The organism is Methylobacterium sp. A54F, assembly GCF_053346035.1.
This window is the reverse complement of the sequence record NZ_JBKFBF010000001.1, coordinates 539039-559102: the sequence shown is the minus strand read 5'-3', so window position 1 is coordinate 559102 and position 20064 is coordinate 539039. Positions and strand designations below refer to the sequence as shown.

Genomic DNA, 20064 nt, shown 5'->3' with positions numbered 1-20064 from the left:
CGATGCGGCTTCCCCAGGAGATCATCCGCGACAAGCGCGACGGGCTCAGCCTCGCCGCCAGCGACATCGCCGGCTTCGTCGACGGGCTCACGGACGGCCGCGTCACGGAGGGGCAGGCCGCCGCCTTCGCGATGGCGGTGTTCTTCCGGGGCTTGAGCCTGCCGGAGCGGGTCGCGCTCACGCGGGCGATGACCCATTCGGGCACCGTGCTGGCCTGGGACCTGCCGGGCCCCGTCCTCGACAAGCACTCCACGGGCGGCGTCGGCGACGCGGTGAGCCTGCCCCTCGCGCCCATGATCGCGGCCTGCGGCGGCTTCGTCCCGATGATCTCGGGGCGCGGCCTCGGGCATACGGGAGGCACCCTCGACAAGCTCGCCAGCATCCCGGGCTACGACGTGGCGCCGGACGCCGCCCGCTTCCGGTCCGTGGTGGCCCGGACCGGCTGCGCCATCATCGGCCAGACCGCCGACCTCGCGCCGGCCGATCGGCGCCTCTACGCCATCCGGGACGTGACGGGCACCGTGGAATCCCTCGACCTGATCACCGCCTCGATCCTCTCGAAGAAGCTCGCGGCGGGCCTCGGCGGCCTCGTCATGGACGTGAAGACGGGCTCCGGCGCCTTCATGGCGGAGCCGGACGCCGCCCGGGCGCTCGCAGACAGCATCGTCGGCGTGGCGAAAGGGGCCGGCCTGCCGACCGTTGCGCTCGTCACCGACATGGATGCGCCGCTCGCCTCGGCGGCGGGCAACGCCGTGGAGGTCGCCTACGCGATCGACTACCTGACGGGGCGCGTGCGCGAGCCGCGCTTCCACGCGGTCACGCTGGCGCTCGGGACCGAGATGCTGGTGCTGGGCGGCCTGGCGGGGAGCGCGGCGGAGGGGTCGGAGCGCCTCGAGGCGGCGCTGGCCTCGGGCCGCGCCGCGGAGATCTTCGGCGAGATGGCGGCGGCCCTCGGTGGCCCGGGGGACCTCGTGGAGCGACCCGGGCGGCACCTGCCGGCGGCGCCGGTGATGCGGCCGATCGAGGCCGCCGGCACGGTCGCGGCCGTGGCGACCCGGGACGTCGGCCTTGCGGTGATCGGGCTCGGGGGCGGCCGCAGCCGGCCGCAGGACGGCATCGACCCGCGCGTCGGTTTCAGCCGGCTCGCCCGGCCGGGCGATGGGGGCGGGCTCATCGGGATGGTCCACGCCGCGGACGAGGCCGCCGCGGACCGGGCCGAGGCCGCGCTCCGCGCAGCCTACCGGATGGGTGGGCCGCCGGCCTCGCGGCCGGCGGTGCTGGAGCGGGTGGCGTAGGCCCAGGCCGGAGGGAAGAGCCTCGGCCCGGGAACTGACTTGCCGGCGCGCCGCCTACCAGCGGCCGTGGTGGTGATGGTGGCGGTGGCCCCAGCCGCGATGGTGATGGCGATGGCCCCAGCCATGGTGCCGGTGTCCCCAGCCGTGGTGGCGATGGCCCCAGCCCCGGTGATGGCCGAAGCCATGGTGGTGATGGTGATGGCGGCCGTAGCCGTACTGGACCTGCTCGATGCCGGCCGCCGGCTCGGCGATGGGACCGGGCGCGAACGGAGCGGCCTGGGCGGCGGGCGCCGCCAGGGCGAGGCCGCCGGCGAGCGCGAAGGCGGCGGCCAGGATGCGGCCGCGGAAGGGACGGCCACGGTCGATCGATGCGGACATGATGCGGGCTCCTCACTGATCTCGACGCGGCCCGCCGGGCCGCGTCGATTGCCGATCAGGGGTAGAGAGCCGCGCATGAACGCGCCCTGAGAGGGTCGTTCAGGCGAGGGCGGCGGTCGCCTGCGCCTGCGTCACGCCCGTCAGCAGCACCGAGCCGCCGCCGGAGAGCAGGAGGCGGGTGTCGCCGCTCCCCGCCGTGCCGAAGGTGTAGGTCTGGCCGTTCAGCGCGAGGCGGTCGCCCTCGGCCTGGCTGAAGCCCGTCACCGTGTCGGCCCCGGAGCCGGCGGCGAAGACGTAGCGGTCGGCGCCCGCGCCGCCGGTCAGGAGATCGTCGCCCCGGTCGCCGGACAGCACGTCGTCGCCCTGGCCGCCCAGCAGCGTGTCGGCGCCCTGGCCGCCGAACAGGCTGTCGGCCCCGTCGTCGCCGAGCAGGAGGTCGTTGCCGAGGCCGCCGAAGGCGAGGTCCGCGTCGGCGCCGCCGAGCAGCGTGTCGTTGCCGAGATCCCCCGAGAGGCGGTCGGCGCCGAGATCGCCCGAGAGGTAGTCGCCGTCCTGGCCGCCGTAGAGGGTGTCGGCGCCCTGCCCGCCGAACAGCGTGTCGGCCCCCTGGTTGCCGTAGAGGGCGTCGGTGCCCTGGTTGCCGGTGATCAGGTCGGCCCCGGCCGCGCCGACGATGAGGTCGTTGCCGCCGCCGCCGGCCAGCGTGTCGCTGCCGGCGCGCCCGTCCATGACGTCGTTGCCGCCGCGGCCGTCGAGGCGATCGCCCGCGTCGGTGCCGATCAGGTTGTCGTTGCCCTCGGAGACCTGCGTCACGCCGAGGCGGAGCTGCGCCAGGAGGTAGTCGCCGAGCTCGGCCTCGTCCGTGAAGGCGCGGCCGCTGCCGACCGTCTGCCCCTGGGCGTTGACGAAGCTGTCGCGCTGGTCGGCGAGCTGGGTGAGCTGCGCCGAGCCGGCGCCCGCGGCGAAGAGCGGGATCACCTGGTTCGAGTGGTTGGTGGAGAAGAACAGGCCCTCCGGCACGCCATCGCCGTTCCGGTCCGGCTGAACGGGCTGGTAGGGGATGGTGGCGCCCTCGGGCCCGAAGAACAGGTGGTCGTGGTCGGCGGTGACGATGAGGAGCGTGTCGTCGAAGGTCGCGGCGCTCTCGGGGGCGTTGATGTAGTCGACCACCGTGCGCACCGCGTCGTTGAAGTCGATGTACTCCTCGATCATGCGGCCGCGGTTGTTCGCGTGCATGGCACGGTCGACGGCGCCGCCCTCGATCATCAGGTACATGCCGTCCGGGTCCTGGCCGAGGCGGTTCAGCGCGGCGCGGGACAGCTCGGAGAGCGTCGGCGAGGTCTCGAGGCGCGGCACGCTGAAGGGCACCTCGGTGGCGTTGGCCGCCGCCGCGCCGTCGCGGTTGAAGTTGCTCGACGTGAAGGCCTGCGTGATCATCGCGAGGCGCTCGGTGGTGGGCGTGCCGGTGCCGGCCGCCCGGATCGACGCGCGGTCCTGCAGGAGCTGCCAGCTCTGGCCGTCCTGCGAGCGGAAGGTGTCGCTCTTCAGCGCGCCCCACAGCTCCGGGCTGATCCACTGGTAGTTGGCGGTGGCGCGCAGGCGGCCGTTGTCGTCGTAGTCCGGGTTGCCGGTCCCCCCGATCACGTCGAGGGTCCCGGTCGCGAACATCTCCAGCGCGATCTGGTTGGCGTTGGCGCGTGAGATGTTGTGGGCGCCGCCGAGGGCGGAGGGGGTCGCGTCGGAGAACTGCACGGTGGTGACGACGCCGGTGGCGAGGCCCCGCTGGTGGGCGAGCTCGGCGATCGAGTAGAGCTCGGCGCCGTTGCCGTCGACGTCGATGGCGTTGTTGTAGGTCTTGTCGCCGGTGGCGATGGACGAGGCGGTGTTGCCCGAGTCCGGATAGGTGTTGCGGTTCCACTCGTAGCCGGCAAACGCCCGGGGCTGGCCGTTCGGGTCGGTGCCGGCGGCCGGCGCGAAGTCGTAGTTGCGAGCGGGGTCGTAGACCACAGCGGGGTTCTGGGCGAGGCCGAGGTCACCCGGGACCGGCGTCGTGCGGTTGTCGAGGGGGTAGACCGACTGGGCGGTCGCCGTGAAACCGGGGCCGTCCGCCACCAGCGAGCGGCCGGCGATGCCGGCGCGCGGGTCGCCCGAGGCGAGGCCCTGGAGGTAGAGGCGCGTGGCTTCGAGCGTGTTAAAGCCCGCGCCGTCGGCGATCATGACGATGACGTTGCGGACGGGACCGGCGGTGGCCATGGGATCGAGCGCTTCCTAATGCGGGCGCACGCTCCCGTTCCGGATCCCGTGAGGGCTCCCGGTCGCCGCAACCCTGATTCGCGAGGTGGATCGGGCGCCGGGGGATCCGGGCCGGAAACATCCGGAAACGGTATTGCGGCGGCGTGCGACAGCCGGATGAAGCGCCGGCTATCGACCCGAGGAATTCAACGCAAATTAACGAAAAGCGCGAGGCGCGCAGCTCAGGGCCGGCGGTAGGCCCAGACCCGGGCCGGCGGCAGGTTGAGCCAGACCCGGTTGGACCCGCTCGCCGTGTAGCTGCCCGCGGCGCAGCGGGCCGGGATCGGCGGTACCACGGCGTAGGTGAACTGCACGAAGGGGGCGCCCGGATGCATCAGGTCGTGGGCGGTGTTGAGAAGATCGAGGCGCTGCTCCAGGGGCTTGGTGAACAGCGGCAGGCTCGACACGGTCGCGGCAGCCGGCCGGTCGAGCAGGGCGCCCACCGTCTCGCGGATGTTGTAGGCATCGCCCCGCAGCACCGTCACGCCGGGAAAGCGGCGGCGCAGCAGCTCGCAGAAATCGGGGTTGAACTCCACGAGGATCAGTCGCTCGGCCGAGACGCCGCGCCGGATCAGCGCCTCGGTCACCGGGCCGGTGCCGGGTCCGAGTTCCACGACCGGGCCGTCGAGGGCCGGGTCGACGAAGGCCGCCATGGTGCGGGCGAGGAGCCGCCCCGAGGGCGTGACCGCGCCGGTGACGAGGGGCCGCTCGAACCAGGAACGCAGGAAGCGCGCCTCGTCGTCGAGCCCGTCGCGTCGCTGCGCCCGCAGGTTCCCGGTTGCGGCCAAGGCTTTCGCGCTGGAACGGCGTAACGGCGGCAAGACCGTAGTCCCTCGTTCTGGGGTGGCGTCTTTGCAGGCTAGACGACGAAAGGCTTCTTACAGTCAAGGCGAGGCGCGCGCATAGCACCTTGGCGTGCCTGCGCGGCCACGGAAAGCCGGCCTCTCCATAACCGGACAGGCCCCGATTGGATCCGGGGGCTCGAACTCACTGGCGCGCCGAGCCGCCGAAGCCGTCGAAGAAGTCACGCACCTTGGAGAAGAAGCCGGCGCTCTCCGGGTGGTTCTCGTCCGAGGCGGTCTGGTCGAACTCCTGAAGGAGTTCGCGCTGGCGCTTGGTGAGGTTCTGGGGCGTCTCGACGAAGACCTGGATGTAGAGGTCCCCCACCTCGCGCGAGCGCAGCACCGGCATGCCCTTGCCCTTGATGCGGAACTGCTTGGCCGTCTGGGTGCCGGCGGGGATGCGCACCTCCGTCTGCGAGCCGTCGATCACCGGCACGGTGATCTCGCCGGCGAGCGCCGCCGTCACCATCGAGATCGGCACGCGGCAGAACAGGTCCGCCCCGTCCCGCTGGAAGAACTCGTGCGGCTTGATCGAGAGGAAGACGTAGAGGTCGCCGGACGGGCCTCCGCGCAGGCCGCTCTCGCCCTCGCCCGCGAGGCGGATGCGCAGGCCGTCGTCGACGCCCGCCGGCACGTTGATCGAGAGGGTGCGCTCGCGGTTGACCCGGCCGGCGCCGGCGCAGTTCGGGCAGGGATCGTCGATCACCTCGCCGCGGCCGTGGCAGTTCGGGCAGGTGCGCTCGATGGCGAAGAAGCCCTGAGCGGCCCGCACGCGCCCGTATCCCGCGCAGGTCGGGCATGTCCGGGGCTTCGAGCCGGCCTTGGCGCCCGAGCCCGCGCAGACGTCGCAGGTGACGGAGGTCGGGATGCGGATGGTCTCGGCCTTGCCCGCGAACGCCTCCTCCAGGGTGATCTCGAGGTTGTAGCGCAGGTCCGCGCCGCGCTCGCGGCCCGGCTGGCCGCCGCGCCCGCGGGTCTGGCCGCGGCCGTCCCCGAAGAAGTTGTCGAAGATGTCCGACATGAAGTCGCCGAACTCGTTGCCGAATCCGGGGCCGGCCCCGCCCGCGCCCTGGCTGAAGGCCGCGTGGCCGAAGCGGTCGTAGGCGGCGCGCTTCTGGCCGTCGGAGAGGCACTGATAGGCCTCGTTGATCTCCTTGAACTTGATCTCGGCTTCCTTGTCGCCGGGATTGCGGTCCGGATGATAGGTCATGGCGAGCTTGCGGAAGGCGGTCTTCATCTCGCCGTCCGTGGCGGTCTTCACGACCCCCAGGATCTCGTAATAGTCCCGCTTCGACATACCTGCCCTCGAGGGTCCTTCACGTGCGCCCTGCCTGCGCGCGGCGGGGCGGTCGGCCGATTCGTGCAACGATCCGGATCAGGGGCTCTATCACGCACCCGTGCCGGTTGGTCAAAATCCTCATCCCGGACATCCGCCCCTGGGCCGGGCGCCCCCGCCGTTGCGCGCCTGGGCGGCCCGGGCGCCGGCTCCGCCGATGCGAGGCCGGCCGCCCAAGCAAAGGCGGGGCCGGATCGCTCCGGCCCCGCGTTTCGGCATAGGGTACGGGCCCGATCAGGCCCGCTTCTTCTGGTCCTTCTCGTCGACCTCCTGGAAGTCGGCGTCGATGACGTCGTCCTTCTTCTCGGCGCCCGCGGCCGCCTCGGCGGCACCCTCGGGACCGGCCGCCTGGCTCGCGGCGTACATGGCCTCGCCGAGCTTCATCGAGGCCTGCATCAGGTCCGTGGTGCGGGCCTTGATGGTCTCGACGTCCTCGCCCTCGAGCGCGGTCTTGAGCGCGGTGATCGCCGTCTCGATGCCGCCCTTGTCGGCCGCCGAGACCTTGTCGCCGTACTCCGCAACCGACTTCTCGGTGGCGTGGATCAGGCTCTCGCCCTGGTTCTTCACCTCGACGAGTTCGCGGCGCTTCTTGTCGGCCTCGGCGTTGGCCTCGGCGTCCTTGACCATCTTCTCGATGTCGGCGTCGGACAGGCCGCCCGAGGCCTGGATGCGGATCTGGTGCTCCTTGTTCGTCGCCTTGTCCTTGGCCGTCACGTTGACGATGCCGTTGGCGTCGATGTCGAAGGTCACCTCGATCTGCGGCATGCCGCGGGGCGCCGGCGGGATGCCGACGAGATCGAACTGGCCGAGCAGCTTGTTGTCGGCCGCCATCTCGCGCTCACCCTGGAAGACCCGGATGGTGACCGCGTTCTGGTTGTCCTCGGCCGTCGAGAAAGTCTGCGACTTCTTCGTCGGAATGGTGGTGTTGCGGTCGATGAGCCGGGTGAACACGCCGCCCAGCGTCTCGATGCCGAGGGAGAGCGGGGTGACGTCGAGGAGGAGCACGTCCTTCACGTCGCCCTGGAGCACGCCCGCCTGGACGGCGGCGCCGATCGCCACGACCTCATCGGGGTTGACGCCCTTGTGGGGCTCCTTCCCGAAGAAGGCCTTCACGACCTCCTGGACCTTCGGCATGCGGGTCATGCCGCCGACCAGCACCACCTCGTCCACCTCGGAGGCCGAGACGCCCGCATCCTTGAGCGCCTTGCGGCAGGGCTCCATCGTGCGCTGCACGAGGTCGTCCACGAGGCTCTCGAACTTGGCGCGGCTGAGCTTCAGCGCGAGGTGCTTCGGGCCGGTGGCGTCGGCCGTGATGTAGGGCAGGTTGATCTCGGTCTGGGTGGCCGAGGACAGCTCGATCTTGGCCTTCTCGGCCGCCTCCTTGAGGCGCTGGAGGGCGAGCTTGTCCTTCGTCAGGTCGATGCCCTGCTCGCGCTTGAACTCCGCCGTCAGGTACTCGACCACGCGGTTGTCGAAGTCCTCACCGCCCAGGAACGTGTCGCCGTTCGTCGACTTCACCTCGAAGACGCCGTCGCCGATCTCGAGGATCGAGACGTCGAAGGTGCCGCCGCCGAGGTCGTAGACCGCGATGGTGCCGGCCTTCTTCTTGTCGAGGCCGTAGGCGAGGGCCGCCGCGGTCGGCTCGTTGATGATGCGCAGCACCTCGAGGCCGGCGATCTTGCCGGCGTCCTTGGTGGCCTGACGCTGGGCGTCGTTGAAGTAGGCCGGGACCGTGATCACGGCCTGCGTGACCGGCTGGCCGAGATGCGACTCGGCGGTCTCCTTCATCTTCTGAAGGGTGAAGGCCGAGATCTGGGACGGCGAGTACTTCTTGCCGTCGGCCTCGACCCAGGCGTCGCCGTTGTCGCCCTTGACGATCTTGTAGGGCACGAGGCCCTTGTCCTTCTGCGTCATCGGGTCGTCGTAGGTGCGGCCGATGAGGCGCTTGATGGCGAAGAAGGTGCGCTCAGGGTTGGTGACGGCCTGCCGCTTGGCGGGCTGGCCGACGAGGCGCTCCCCGTCGTCCGTGAAGGCGACGATGGACGGGGTGGTGCGGGCGCCCTCCGCATTCTCGATGACCTTGGGCTGCGTGCCTTCCATGACGGCCACGCAGGAATTGGTGGTGCCCAGGTCGATACCGATGACTTTACCCATGGTGGGATCCCTCAGGTGTTCGTGATGAAGCAGACCGCCGAGCCCCGAAGCAGCTCGGCCCATGGCGGTGCGAACAGGAAATGCGAGTCCGGGACCGGCCGGATCAGGGGCCGCGAACGGCCGAAACCCGGTGCGTCATCCCGTGCTTCGCCGCATATAAGAAGGTCGATGCGGGCTCGCAAGGCGAAGCCGCACGGACCCGTGCGGGTGCCACTATCTCCCTGAGACGCCACGCGGATCCGACCCGGGGCGGGGTCCCGGCCGGGTGGGCCGCCCGGCAAAATTGTTGCCGCGCTGCCACGCCCGCGCCATCGATGGCATGTTAACCTGTTCCGGACACGCCCGATTGCCGAGCCCACGCCTGCCGGGCCCGGAGGCCGCGGCCCGCGTCGCACCTGACCTCGCGCTACCGAAAGCCTCGATGCGTCCAGCCCGCTTCCTCCTGATCCCGCTCGCCGCGGCGGCGCTCTCGGGCCCCTGCGGTGAGGCGAAGGCGCAGAACTTCTTCGAGGAGCTTTTCGGGATCGGCCGCGCGGCAAAGCCCCCGACCCCGCCCCGCAACGTGCCGAGCGCCGTGCCGCCGCCGAACGCCCCCCTGCCCGGCACGCCGCTGCCGCCGGAGGGTGCCGAGCCGGGCACCGAGGCGGCACGGCCCGCCGCTCCGGCTCCGGCCCGGCCGGTGGTGCTGAAGGCGCCCGGCGAGGAGAGCGTGACCGGCCAGGACCTGCAGCTCAACGGCCTCGGCGGCAGCCTGAAGCTCGAGCGCAGCGGCGCCGCCATGACGGCGCGGGTCACCCTGCCGGGCACGAAGGTCTCGCAGCCGACCGAGTCCTGCGCGGTGCCGCTCGCCGGGGGCGCGCCGATCAGCCTGACGAGCGAGGGCCGGCCCGAGGGCATCCCTCGCTACGAGGCCGCCGGTGCCGAGTGCCCGCTCCGCTTCGATGTGGTGGAGGGGGCCGTGCTGGCGACCCCGCTCGGCGCGAACCCGACCTGCACCTTCTCGGCGGCCGATTGCGCCACCACGCCGGGCGGCCTGTGGGGGCCTGCCGCCGCCACGCTGGTTCCCCGCTCGGCCGAGTTCGATACCGCCCGCGGCGTCGCCGACAAGGCGGTGCGGGACAATTACAAGGTGATGACCCAGCGCGCCCGGCGCGAGGACGTCCGGCCGATCGTCACCGAGCAGGCCGCCTTCTCGTCGGACCGCGAGCAGGCCTGCCGCACCTACGCGCGCGAGGGCGCACACGGCTTCTGCCACCTGCGCTTCACCGAGGCGCGGGCCCTGGCGCTGGCAACCCGCCTCGGCGTCAACGTCGCGGCGAGCCCGGCCACCGCGGCCGCGGCGCCCCGCCCGGCCCGGCGCAAGCCCGCGGCCGTCGAGGGCATGAACCCCGACACGGTCGCACCGCCGCCGATCGCCGAGTAGGGCTCAAGCCTCGCCGATCACCTTCTGCAGGCAGACGGTGCGGGTGTCGCGGAAGCCGAGGTGCTCGTAGAAGTCCACGACCGCCGCGTTGTCGGCGCGCACGAGGAGTTGCATCTTCCAGGCGCCCCGCTCGGCGAGCCAGCGCTCGGCGGCAGCCATCATGGCCCGGCCGTGGCCCTCGCCCCGGCGGCCCGGATCGACCGCGAGGTAGTAGACCCAACCCCGGTGCCCGTCCTCGCCGACCATGCAGGTCGCCACGATCCGCCCGTCCGCCTCGGCCACCAGCACGGCGGCGTGCGCGTCCCGGCGCGCGAAGGCGAGGTCCCGCCCGGGGTCGTTCCAGGGCCGCGCCACGCCCGCGGCGTGCCACAGGGCGATCACCGCGGCGGCGTCGCCGTCCTGCATCGGGCGGATCATCGCCCTCAGGCCCGGCCGGCGCTCACCGAGAGCATGGCCGGATCGATGCCGTTGCGGCGCAGCGCCTGCTCGTACTTGGTCTCGAGGGTCGGGTGGAAGATCAGGTCCGGGTCGGCCGGGCAGTTGAGCCAGCCGTTGGCCATGATCTCGCTCTCGAGCTGGCCGGCCTGCCACCCCGCGTAGCCGAGCGCCAGCACCGCGCTGGTCGGCCCGTCGCCCGTGGCGATGGCGCGCAGGATCTCCACCGTGGCGGTGAGGCAGATGCCGTCGTCGATGATCAGGGTCGACTGGTCGATGTGGAAGTCGTCGGTGTGCAGCACGAAGCCGCGCTTGCCCTCGACGGGGCCGCCCATCAGCACCGGCATGTGGCCGACCCGCTCGCGGAGGCGGATCGCGTCGGTGGGGGGCACCACGTCGAGCTGCACCAGGAGGTCGGGCATCGAGAGGTCGGTGACCGGCTTGTTGACGATGATGCCCATCGCGCCGTCCGCCGAATGGGCGCAGACGTAGATCACGGAGCGCGCGAAGCGCTGGTCGGCCATGCCCGGCATCGCAACCAGGAATTGTCCGTCGAGATACGGATAGGCGCCGGCGTCTTCGCTCTGCATCGGGCCATGCTACGCGCAACCCAAGTGTTGTCCAGCGGACAAAGCGTCGTGTCCGGCGCCCCGTCCGGCCCCTCGCGAAGGACATTCGCCTTGGACAATCACCTTGCGGCCACGCTAGAGGGCTCCACCTTGAGGGGGTGATGCGGGCCTCCGGGACCCGCCGAGCGAGGAGAGAGCGGATGACCATCCAGGTTGGCGACCACCTGCCCCAGGCGACCTTCCGGGTGAACGGCCCCGAGGGGCCGCAGGCCAGGACCACCGACGACGTGTTCAAGGGGCGCCGCGTCGTCCTCGTCGGCGTGCCCGGCGCCTTCACGCCGAGCTGCCACCGCAACCACCTCCCGGGCTTCGTCGCCCAGCGCGAGGCGATCCTGGCCCGCGGGGTCGATGCCATCGCGGTCACCTCCGTCAACGACGTCTTCGTGCTCGACGCCTGGGCCAAGGCCAGCGGCGCCGAGGGCATCGAGTTCCTCGCCGACGGCAACGCCGATTTCGCCAAGGCGATCGGCCTGGAGATGGACGGCACGGGCTTCGGCCTCGGCACGCGCTCGAAGCGCTACGCCGCCCTCGTCGACGACGGCGTGGTGCGGGTGCTCAATGTCGAGGAATCCCCCTCGAAGGCCGAGGTCTCCGGGGCCGAGGCGCTTCTCAAGGTGATCTGACGGCGGGGGCTCAGTGCACCCCACGCCGGGGGCTTATGGCCCCCCACGCCGGGGGCTTATGGCCCCCCACGCCGGGGGCTTATGGCCCCCCACGCCGGGGGCTTATGGCCCCCCACGCCGGGGGCTTATGGCCCCCGGCCGTAATCCCCGGCGTCGCGCGCCGCCCGGTGGAAGGCGAGCCGCCGGTCGTACTCGCGCGGGTCCTTCGGCTGCACCAGGGCGCCGGGCGGCACGTTCAGCCAGTCGACGAGGCGGGTCAGCATGAAGCGGAGCGCCGCGCCGCGGGCGAGGATCGGCAGGGCCGCGACCTCGGGCCCGGTCAGCGGGCGCACCGCCTCGTAGCCCGCGATGAGAGCCGCCCCCATGTCCCGGTGATAGGTGCCGTCCGCCTCGAAGCACCAGGCGTTGAGGCAGATCGCGAGGTCGTACGCGAAGGCGTCCGTGCAGGCGAAGTAGAAGTCGATCAGGCCGGAGAGCGCGTCGCCGATGAAGAACACGTTGTCGGTGAAGAGGTCGGCGTGGATGACGCCCCCCGGCAGGTCCCTGGGCCAGCCCGCCTCCAGCACCGCGAGGTCCTCACGGGTGCGCGCCGCGAGCCCCGCCGAGACGCCGTCCGCCTGAGCCTCGGCCTGCGCGAAGAGCGGGCGCCAGGCGCCGACCGAGAGGGCGTTCGCCCGCCGCATCCCGAAATCGGCACCCGCCGCGTGGAGCTGCGCGAGGGCGCGCCCCAGGGCCGCGCAATGGTCGACGCCCGGCTGCCTGACCGAGACGCCCTCCAGGAAGCTCACGATCACCGCCGGCCGGTCGCACAGGCGCCCGAGGGCCGTGCCGCCGCGGTTGCGGATCGGCTGCGGGCAGGCGAGGCCGCGGGCGGCCAGGTGCTCCATCAGGTTGAGGAAGAACGGCAGGTCCGCCTCCCGGACCCGCTTCTCGTAGAGCGTCAGGATGTAGGAGCCCGCCGTGGTGTGCAGGAAGAAGTTGGTGTTCTCGACGCCCTCGGCGATGCCCTTGTAGGAGAGCAGCGTGCCGATCTCGTAGGCGCTCAGGAAGGCGGTGAGCGCCGCGTCGGATACCTCGGTGTAGACGGCCACGGGTCGCGCGCTCGTTGGTTGCCGGAAAACGGCGAGGGGCGCCGCACGGCGCCCCTTTAGACTGTCTTCGCGAAAGGGGAAACCGGGCCTTGGGCCGGATGGCCGCCTACTCCGCGGCCTCGCTGCGCAGCTCGCGCGGCAGCGGGAAGGACATGTCCTCGACCACGGTCGAGACCGTGTCGACGGTGACGTCGTAGCGGGCCGCGAAGGCGTCGATGATCTCCTCCACCAGCACCTCGGGGGCGGAGGCGCCGGCGGTCAGGCCGAGCTTGCGCACGCCCTCGAAGGCCGGCCAGTCGATCTCCTCGGCGCGCAGCACCAGGCGGGTGATCGGGCAGCCGACCCGCTCGGCGACCTCGCGCAGGCGCTGGGAGTTCGAGGAGTTCGAGGAGCCCACGACGATCAGCGCGTCGACGAGCGGCGCGATCTGCTTCACCGATTCCTGCCGGTTGGTGGTGGCGTAGCAGATGTCGTCCTTGTGCGGCCCGGTGATGTTCGGGAACTTCCGCTTCAGCGCCTCGACGATGTGGCGGGTGTCGTCCACCGAGAGGGTGGTCTGCGTCACCCAGGCGAGGTTGTTCGGGTCCTGCGGCGTCAGGGCCGCGATCTGGTCGAGGTCCTCGACGAGGGTGATCGAGCCCTTGGGCAGCTGGCCCATGGTGCCCACCACCTCCGGATGGCCCGAATGGCCGACGAGGAGGACGTGGCGCCCGCGCTTGTGGTGGATCTCGGCCTCGCGGTGGACCTTGGTCACCAGCGGGCAGGTGGCGTCGATGGTGGTGAGGCCCCGCTGATCGGCGTTGGCCGGCACGGTCTTGGCGACGCCGTGGGCGGAGAAGATCACCGGGGCGTTGCCGTCCGGCACCTCATCGAGCTCGCGCACGAACACCGCGCCCTTCCGCTTCAGACTCTCGACCACGTACTTGTTGTGGACGATCTCGTGGCGGACGTAGACCGGCGGCCCGTAGATCGCCAGGGCCCGCTCCACCACGTCGATGGCGCGCACGACGCCGGCGCAGAAGCCGCGGGGCGCGGCGAGCAGGATCTCGAGGGGCGGCTTGCCGGCGGTCACCGGGGCGGAGGGATTCGTCGGATCGGCGGTCATGGTCCGGGATGTGGCGAGGCGGAGCCACCCCTGTCAACAGTCCGGCGGCCCGAAACCCGCCTGCTCCGGGCCGCTGCATAGCAGATTTGCACCGCTTGGTGACTCCCGATCACGGAGAAAGCGGGACTGCTCGCTCCGAGAACACGGCCAAAGGAACACGATCCAAGACCGCGATCCAAGACCGCGATCCGCGGCCTCAACCCATGACTGTCCCGCACGGTCTAGCTTCGCGCACACGAATTTTCCTAATCTCGACACCCCGCGCCGAGCTGGATCTTGCACCCGCGTCATGCCCGAGTCTGACGTACCCGATCGTCGGATCTGGAGTTCAGGGGAAGCCCGCAGCACATCGCGCGCAGTCGGTCGCAGTCTCGGCCTCCCGGCTCACGACGTCGGTGCTGCTCTCCATAAGATCAAGCGCGCCGCCGGCTTGTCACCGAGCGATGGTGTTTCGATAACGGAACGCGGCCATGTCTACGACGCATCCGGCTACTGGATTGGGAACCTCCATGATGAGATCTGACCAGGTGGCGCTCCGGACCTTCGCGACCGTGCGGTTCGTCGGCAGCCTGCTCCAGCCCGCCACCGTCACGGCTCTCCTCGGCATCGCGCCAACCCGCTCTTACCGGGTGGGCGAGACGTATCGATCCGGGTCGGATGCCCGCGTACTGACGCGAAGGACGAGTCTCTGGATGCTGGACACGGAAGATGCGGTCGAGAGCCGTGACCTCCGCCAGCACGTTGCCTTCGTGCGTCATCTCCTCGTCAACGGTGGACCCGACAGAGCCGACCGGGCTCCGTCGCTGCCGAAGGCGTTGCAGTCTCTGATCAGGGGAGCGGACCTGACCTTCGACGTCAGCCTGTTCTGGTACGGCGCCCGACATGCGACGCATCTGAAGGTCGATCCGGAACTGACGAAGCTCGTCACATCGATCGGCGGCGCGGTGATCGAGGATTTCGAGGATGACGCTGCACCAGACGGGTCGGCTGCCGTCGCCTGATTGGGGCGGGACCGTACCGCCTACAGTCCCGGACACTTCCGTTAGACCGTACTGCACCGTGCCTGTCAGGCCCGGCGTCTTCCTCGCATCCTGCGGCCTCATCGAAACAGGGGCGAGGCATGGACGCGATCACACCGGCAAACCTGAGGGAGAGCGGGCGCGCGGGCCCGGTGCGGACGGTGCTGCGGCTGCTGGCGCGGGCCGGCGAGGCCCTGGCGCGGCGCGCCGACAACCGGCGGGTGCTTGGGCTCCTGTCGCGCATGTCGGAGCGGGAATTGCGCGACATCGGCCTCGCCCGACAGGACCTCTGCGACGCCCTCGCGCTCCATCCGGCGGTCGATGCCTCGCACCTCCTGGTGTCCCGGCGCACCGAACGGCAGGCGGCCCGCGTGGCGGGGCGCGTCCGCCTGGGCTAAGAGGGGCCGTTTCCGGCGGGTCCCGGCCCGGCCGGACGGTCCCCTCAAGCCCGGACACGTGATGGCGAGCCCTGCCGAGCACGCGAGCTTCCTGCCCCCGGTCCTGACGTTCCTGTCGGCGGCGGTGATCGGAGTCCCGATCTTCCGCCTCGCCGGGCAGAGCGCGGTGCTCGGCTACCTCGTGGCCGGGGTTCTGATCGGTCCGTTCGGCCTCTCGCTGATCGCCGAGCCGGAGACGGCGACGAGCGTCGCCGAGATCGGGGTGGTGCTGCTGCTGTTCATCGTCGGGCTGGAGCTGCACCTGTCGCAGCTCGTGTCGATGCGGCGGGACATCTTCGGCCTCGGCACCGCCCAGCTCCTCGTCTGCGCCCTGGTCCTCGGGGGCGCGGGCGTGCTGTTCGGCCTTTCGCCCGCGGCCGCCACGGTGATCGGCATCGCGCTCGCCCTCTCGGCCACCGCGGTGGCGCTGCAGCTCCTCGAGGAGCGGGGCGACCTCGGCACGGCCTATGGCGGCCGGGCCTTCGCGGTGCTGCTGTTCCAGGACCTCTCGGTGGTGGCGATCCTCGCCCTCATGCCGCTCCTCGCCTCGGCGGGCGGGGGGAGCGGCGGCCCGTGGTTCGGCGCGGCGGTGCAATCCACCGGCAAGGCGCTGGCGGCGATCCTCGCCGTGGTCGTGGTGGGGCGCTACGGCCTCAACCCGTTCTTCCGGATGCTCGCGGCGAGCGGCGCCCGCGAGGTGATGACGGCCGCGGCCCTCCTCGTGGTGCTCGGCACCGCCCTCCTCATGCAGGAGGTCGGCCTCTCGATGGCGATGGGGGCGTTCCTCGCCGGCATCCTGCTCGCCGAATCGAACTTCCGCCACCAGCTCGAGGCGGACATCGAGCCCTTCCGCGGCATGCTGCTCGGCCTGTTCTTCATGAGCGTCGGCATGTCGATCGACGGCGGCCTCGTGAAGGCGACCTGGCCGATCCTGTTCGGCGCGACCGCGGCGGCGATCCTGCTGAAGGTCGCCCTCGTGGCCGCCCTGTTCCGCCTGTTCGGCTCCGGCTGGCTCGACGCGGTGCGGGGCGCGGCGATCCTGGCGCCGGCCGGCGAGTTCGCCTTCGTGCTCCTGCCCCAGGCCGAGGGGCTCGGCCTCACGGACGCCAACGCCACCCGCTTCGCGGTGGCGCTCGCGGCGCTCACCATGCTGATCGGCCCCGTGGCCGCCAAGGGGCTCGACGTGCTGATCGCCCGCCGCACCGCCGGCGCCGCGGACGCGCCGGGGGCCGCCGAGGTGGTGGAGAACGCCGAGGCCCGCGTGCTCGTGGTCGGCTTCGGCCGGTTCGGGCAGATCCTCACGCAGGTGCTCCTCGCCGAGGGCATCGCCGTCACGGTGATCGACAAGGACGTGGAGCAGATCCGCTCCGCCACGCGCTTCGGGTTCCGGGTCTATTACGGGGACGGCACCCGCCTCGACGTGCTGCGCGCCGCCGGGATCGGCCGCGTGGAGCTGATCTGCGTCTGCATCGACGACCGCGAGGCGGCGCTGAAGATCATCGACATGGTGCACGAGGAGTTCTCGAGCGTGCGCACCTACGTGCGGGCCTACGACCGCACGCACGCCGTCGAGCTGATGAACCGGGACGTGGACTACCAGCTCCGCGAGACCGCGGAATCCGCCCTCGCCTTCGGGCGCGCCACCCTGGAGGGCCTGGGCCTGTCGGCCGAGGCGGCCGCGGCGCGCGCGGACGACGTGCGCAAGCGCGACATCGCGCGCCTCGTCCTGCAGCAGGCCGGCGCCCTGCCGGACGGCGCCAACTGGCTGCGGGGCCCGCAGCCCGCCTTCAAGCCCGAGCCCCTCACCGCGCCGCAGCGCGCGGCCCGGGCGCTCAACGCCGAGACGCAGGACATCATCGGCCAGGAGGCCAAGGAACATCAGAGGGAGCACCCGCGGGAGCAGCAGCGGGACGGTCCGCGGGACCAGGGCCGCGAGGCCGAGCGGCGGGACGCGGGCGAGGTTCTGGCGGCGGAAGGCGGCACCCGGCATGGCTGATGCCCCCGTGCTGGGCAGCGAGGCGCCCGCGCGGGCCGATGCCGCGCGATTCGTCCAGGGCTCGATCCTGCGCCACGTGCTCGTGATGAGCGCCACGGGCTCGGTCGGCCTCATGGCGATCTTCGTGGTCGACCTCCTGTCGCTCCTCTACGTTTCGAAGCTCGGCGACCCGCGCCTAACGGCGGCGGTGGGCTTCGCCTCGATCGTCCAGTTCTTCGCGGTGTCGATCAACATCGGCCTGATGATCGCGGCCGGCGCCCTGGTCTCGCGCGCGATCGGCTCGGGGGACGATGCGGGCGCGCGGCGGCTTGCCACCTCGGCGAGCCTGCACGGCCTCGCGGTGGCGGCCGGGCTCGTCCTGGTGCTGCTGCCCCTCCTCGAACCCCTGCTGCGCCTGATCGGAGCCGATGCCGAGACGCTTCCGGTCGCGGAGCGGTTCCTGCGGATCGCCCTGCCCTCGAACCTGCTGATGGGCCTCGGCATGATGTTCTCGGGGCTGCTGCGGGCCGTGGGGGCCGCCCGGCAGGCCATGTACGTGACGCTGGCCGGCGCCGTGGTGACGGCGGGGCTCGACCCGGTGCTGATCTTCGGGGCGGGCCTCGGGGTCGACGGGGCGGCCATCACCCTGTGCGTGGCCCGCGCCACCTTCGCGCTGGTCGGCTGGTGGGGCGTGCGCCGGCACCGCCTGCTGACGCGCCCCCGGGCCGGGGCCGTCGTGCAGGATGCGGGCATCGTCTTCCGCATCGCGCTCCCCGCGATGCTGACGAACCTCGCGCCCTCGGTCGCGAGCGCCTTCATCGCGCACGCCCTGGCGAGCTTCGGCCCCGTGGCGATCGCCGCGAACGCCGTCATCGACCGGCTCACCCCGGTGGCCTTCGGGGGCCTGTTTGCGATGTCGGGCTCGATCGGCCCGATCCTCGGGCAGAACTGGGGCGCGGGCCGCTTCGACCGCATGCGGGCGGTGCTGAGCGGGGGGGCCGCGGTCACGGCCGGCTACGTCGCGACCGTCTGGCTCGCGCTGATCCTGGCCCGCGGGCCGCTGACGAGCCTGTTCGCGCTCACCGGCGAGGCCGCTGACCTGTTCGGCTTCTTCTGCCTCGTCAGCGGGGCGGTCTGGTTCTTCAACGGCCTCCTGTTCCTGTCGAATGCCTCGTTCAACAACCTCGGCGCGCCGTTCCTGTCCACCGCCCTGAACTGGGGCCGGGCGAGCCTCGGCACCATGCCGCCGGCGCTCCTCGGCGCCGCCCTCTACGGGCCCCGTGGTGTCATCGCGGGGGTCGGCCTCGGTTCGCTGCTGTTCGGCGTGATCGGGATCGGGCTCGCCTACCGCACGGTGGACCGCCTGCAGCGCCGCGCGCCCCCGGCTCCGCAGGCGGTCCGGGCCGAGAGCGAGGCGGCGCTGGCGGCCGGCGCGCCCCAGCACGGCGCGGTGGTGTGAGGCGCTCAACTGGCCAAGTGCGCCCCGGTGCGACTAGGGTGGGGGCTCAGTGTGAGGCCCGACCGCCATGTTCAACCCGCTCGACATGCTCCAGGCGCAGAACGGCGCCGGCCTGCAGGGGATGGGGCAGCAGTTCGGCCTGACCCCGGAGCAGACCCGCCGCGCCTTCGAGGCGCTGATGCCGGCCTTCGCCCTCGGCCTGCAGAAGACCGGCGAGATGGGCGGCTTCGCGCCGTTCTTCGGGATGGCGGGCACGCCCTGGGGCGGCCAGCCCAAGGCCGCCGAGGCGCCGCTCGCGCAGCTGTTCGGCTCGCCGATGCTGGCGCAGGCGGTGCTCCAGCAGGCCTCCGCGGCGAGCGGGGTCGGCTCGCAGGTGCTGCGCCAGATGCTGCCCGTGATGGCCGGCATGGTGGTGGCGAGCCTCGTCCACATGCTTCTGAACCAGCCGGCCCCCTCCGAGCCCGCCCGTGCGCCGACGCCCGAGCCGTTCCCGATGAACGCCGTCTGGGCCGACATGATGCGCGCCTTCCTGCCGGCCCAGCAGCCGGCGCCCGCGCCCGCCCCGGCCCCGAAGGCCCGCGGCCCGGCGCCGAAGCCCGCCGCGTCCCGCCCGGCGCCGGGCGCGGCGGAGGAGCGGACCGAGACGCCCGCCTACGACATGTTCCATCAGATGCTGCAGACCGGCGCGGAGGTGCAGGAGCGCAACGTCAAGGCGATGCAGGGCATCTTCGACGCGTTCTGGACCGAGGCCGAGCGAGACAAGGGGTCCGCGGCGGGATCCGCGGCGCCGGCCGGCCCGGACGGGGCGGCCCCGGAGGGCCCGAAGCCCCCCGAGCCGGCCGCCCCCCGGACGGAGGGCAAGCCCGGCGGCCGCGGGAAGCCCGAGCGCGGCTGACGCCCGGTCACTGGACGGCGGTGGTGACCTGGGTGTTGACCGTGTTGAACAGCGTGCCGACCTGACTGCCGACGGCCCGGGCGGACGCCACGATGGCGATCGAGATCAGCACGCCGATCAGCGCGTACTCGATGGCGGTGGCGCCGCGGGCGTCCCGGGCGAAGGCGCGCAGGCGTGCAGCGGCCCGCTCGGCCTTCCGCGGGCCGGCCGCCCCCGCGGCTCCCGGAACCTTTGCCATCACGCTCACCCCCTCCGCCACGATGGCGTCGCCGCAACCTAGAGGCCGGCGCGTTGACGAGCCTTTAAGACGATCGCGGAAGGGCCGGGATTGTCGTGCGGGGCGGGCGTCGGGTCAGTCGCGCCCGGCCTCCTTGCGCAGGGCGTCGATCCGCTTCGAGGCCTCGGCCTTGTCGAGGTCCGGGTCGAACGCCTTCGGCTCCTTGGTCTCCTCCGAGAGCGTCTTCAGGTAGGAGGCCTGCGCGCCGGTCATCGGCTCACCGCCGGTGGTCCACTGGTCCGGATCCTTGATCTGGTTCGAGACGTCCTTCGGATCGGCCTTCGGATTGGCGTCCTTCGCGGAGTCCTGCGCTTGAGCGGCCTTGGACATGAGAGAACCTTTCGTTCCTGAAACGTTCTACTCAACACCCCGGCCCGCCCAGGGTTCCGAAGCCCGGCG

19 protein-coding genes are annotated in these 20064 nt (G+C 71.9%); 8 read left to right on the top strand and 11 right to left on the bottom strand.

The annotated features are described in order from the left end of the window. The first annotated feature begins 2 nt into the window (after positions 1 to 2). The gene (deoA, locus tag ACLBXP_RS02770; protein WP_447666023.1) at positions 3 to 1295 is read left to right on the top strand and encodes a thymidine phosphorylase; all 1293 of its coding nucleotides are present in this window, start codon (positions 3 to 5) and stop codon (positions 1293 to 1295) included. Between the two features lie 54 nt (positions 1296 to 1349). Here deoA and ACLBXP_RS02765 read toward each other — a convergent pair whose 3' ends face one another. The 5 genes from ACLBXP_RS02765 to dnaK all read right to left on the bottom strand — a co-directional run bounded on the left by ACLBXP_RS02765 (position 1350) and on the right by dnaK (position 8297). Then, on the bottom strand, positions 1350 to 1673 hold the full coding sequence (locus tag ACLBXP_RS02765) for a hypothetical protein (protein WP_447666022.1): 324 nt from the start codon (positions 1671 to 1673) through the stop codon (positions 1350 to 1352). A gap of 99 nt (positions 1674 to 1772) precedes the next feature. After that, complete coding sequence (locus ACLBXP_RS02760; protein ID WP_447666021.1) at positions 1773 to 3926, bottom strand: alkaline phosphatase; 2154 nt, start codon at positions 3924 to 3926, stop codon at positions 1773 to 1775. Positions 3927 to 4147: 221 nt separating this feature from the next. Beyond that, entirely contained in the window at positions 4148 to 4786 is a 639-nt protein-coding gene (locus ACLBXP_RS02755; RefSeq protein ID WP_447666020.1) for a class I SAM-dependent methyltransferase, read from the bottom strand. 166 nt (positions 4787 to 4952) lie between these two features. Beyond that, positions 4953 to 6104 (bottom strand): molecular chaperone DnaJ, encoded by a 1152-nt coding sequence (gene dnaJ, locus ACLBXP_RS02750; protein WP_447666019.1) that lies wholly within the window; start codon positions 6102 to 6104, stop codon positions 4953 to 4955. 273 nt (positions 6105 to 6377) lie between these two features. Beyond that, positions 6378 to 8297: a molecular chaperone DnaK gene (dnaK, locus tag ACLBXP_RS02745; RefSeq protein WP_447666018.1), complete on the bottom strand. Its 1920-nt coding sequence runs from the start codon at positions 8295 to 8297 to the stop codon at positions 6378 to 6380. Between the two features lie 421 nt (positions 8298 to 8718). Between dnaK and ACLBXP_RS02740 the strand changes: the two genes are divergently transcribed. Further along, entirely contained in the window at positions 8719 to 9720 is a 1002-nt protein-coding gene (locus tag ACLBXP_RS02740) for a hypothetical protein (RefSeq protein WP_447666017.1), read from the top strand. 3 nt (positions 9721 to 9723) lie between these two features. Here the strand turns inward: ACLBXP_RS02740 and ACLBXP_RS02735 are convergent, their stop codons facing one another. Both ACLBXP_RS02735 and ACLBXP_RS02730 read right to left on the bottom strand, forming a co-directional pair. After that, complete coding sequence (locus ACLBXP_RS02735; protein ID WP_447666016.1) at positions 9724 to 10137, bottom strand: GNAT family acetyltransferase; 414 nt, start codon at positions 10135 to 10137, stop codon at positions 9724 to 9726. A gap of 5 nt (positions 10138 to 10142) precedes the next feature. Beyond that, complete coding sequence (locus ACLBXP_RS02730; RefSeq protein ID WP_447666015.1) at positions 10143 to 10745, bottom strand: YqgE/AlgH family protein; 603 nt, start codon at positions 10743 to 10745, stop codon at positions 10143 to 10145. 179 nt (positions 10746 to 10924) lie between these two features. Between ACLBXP_RS02730 and ACLBXP_RS02725 the strand changes: the two genes are divergently transcribed. Continuing rightward, on the top strand, positions 10925 to 11407 hold the full coding sequence (locus ACLBXP_RS02725) for a redoxin family protein (RefSeq protein ID WP_447666014.1): 483 nt from the start codon (positions 10925 to 10927) through the stop codon (positions 11405 to 11407). A 125-nt stretch (positions 11408 to 11532) separates the two neighbouring features. Here ACLBXP_RS02725 and thrB read toward each other — a convergent pair whose 3' ends face one another. Continuing rightward, positions 11533 to 12498, bottom strand: coding sequence for a homoserine kinase (gene thrB / locus ACLBXP_RS02720; protein WP_447666013.1), 966 nt, complete (start codon positions 12496 to 12498; stop codon positions 11533 to 11535). Between the two features lie 106 nt (positions 12499 to 12604). After that, a complete protein-coding gene (gene ispH / locus ACLBXP_RS02715; protein WP_447666012.1) occupies positions 12605 to 13603 on the bottom strand; it encodes a 4-hydroxy-3-methylbut-2-enyl diphosphate reductase in 999 nt (332 codons plus the stop codon). 527 nt (positions 13604 to 14130) lie between these two features. On the opposite strand from ispH, the gene ACLBXP_RS02710 reads away from it, so the two are divergent. The 5 genes from ACLBXP_RS02710 to ACLBXP_RS02690 all read left to right on the top strand — a co-directional run bounded on the left by ACLBXP_RS02710 (position 14131) and on the right by ACLBXP_RS02690 (position 19388). Further along, complete coding sequence (locus ACLBXP_RS02710; protein ID WP_447666011.1) at positions 14131 to 14604, top strand: DUF4279 domain-containing protein; 474 nt, start codon at positions 14131 to 14133, stop codon at positions 14602 to 14604. Positions 14605 to 14723: 119 nt separating this feature from the next. Further along, on the top strand, positions 14724 to 15020 hold the full coding sequence (locus ACLBXP_RS02705; protein ID WP_447666010.1) for a DUF1127 domain-containing protein: 297 nt from the start codon (positions 14724 to 14726) through the stop codon (positions 15018 to 15020). Positions 15021 to 15081: 61 nt separating this feature from the next. Further along, positions 15082 to 17055, top strand: coding sequence for a monovalent cation:proton antiporter-2 (CPA2) family protein (locus ACLBXP_RS02700; protein WP_447666009.1), 1974 nt, complete (start codon positions 15082 to 15084; stop codon positions 17053 to 17055). Next, positions 17048 to 18493: an MATE family efflux transporter gene (locus ACLBXP_RS02695; RefSeq protein WP_447666008.1), complete on the top strand. Its 1446-nt coding sequence runs from the start codon at positions 17048 to 17050 to the stop codon at positions 18491 to 18493. The genes ACLBXP_RS02700 and ACLBXP_RS02695 overlap by 8 nt, the downstream gene beginning before the upstream one ends. A gap of 67 nt (positions 18494 to 18560) precedes the next feature. Further along, positions 18561 to 19388, top strand: a complete 828-nt coding sequence (locus ACLBXP_RS02690) for a DUF937 domain-containing protein (protein WP_447666007.1) — start codon at positions 18561 to 18563, stop codon at positions 19386 to 19388. 7 nt (positions 19389 to 19395) lie between these two features. Here the strand turns inward: ACLBXP_RS02690 and ACLBXP_RS02685 are convergent, their stop codons facing one another. Both ACLBXP_RS02685 and ACLBXP_RS02680 read right to left on the bottom strand, forming a co-directional pair. Next, entirely contained in the window at positions 19396 to 19626 is a 231-nt protein-coding gene (locus ACLBXP_RS02685) for a Flp family type IVb pilin (protein WP_447666006.1), read from the bottom strand. Between the two features lie 114 nt (positions 19627 to 19740). Continuing rightward, positions 19741 to 19995, bottom strand: a complete 255-nt coding sequence (locus ACLBXP_RS02680; RefSeq protein WP_447666005.1) for a DUF3072 domain-containing protein — start codon at positions 19993 to 19995, stop codon at positions 19741 to 19743. Positions 19996 to 20064: the final 69 nt, after the last annotated feature.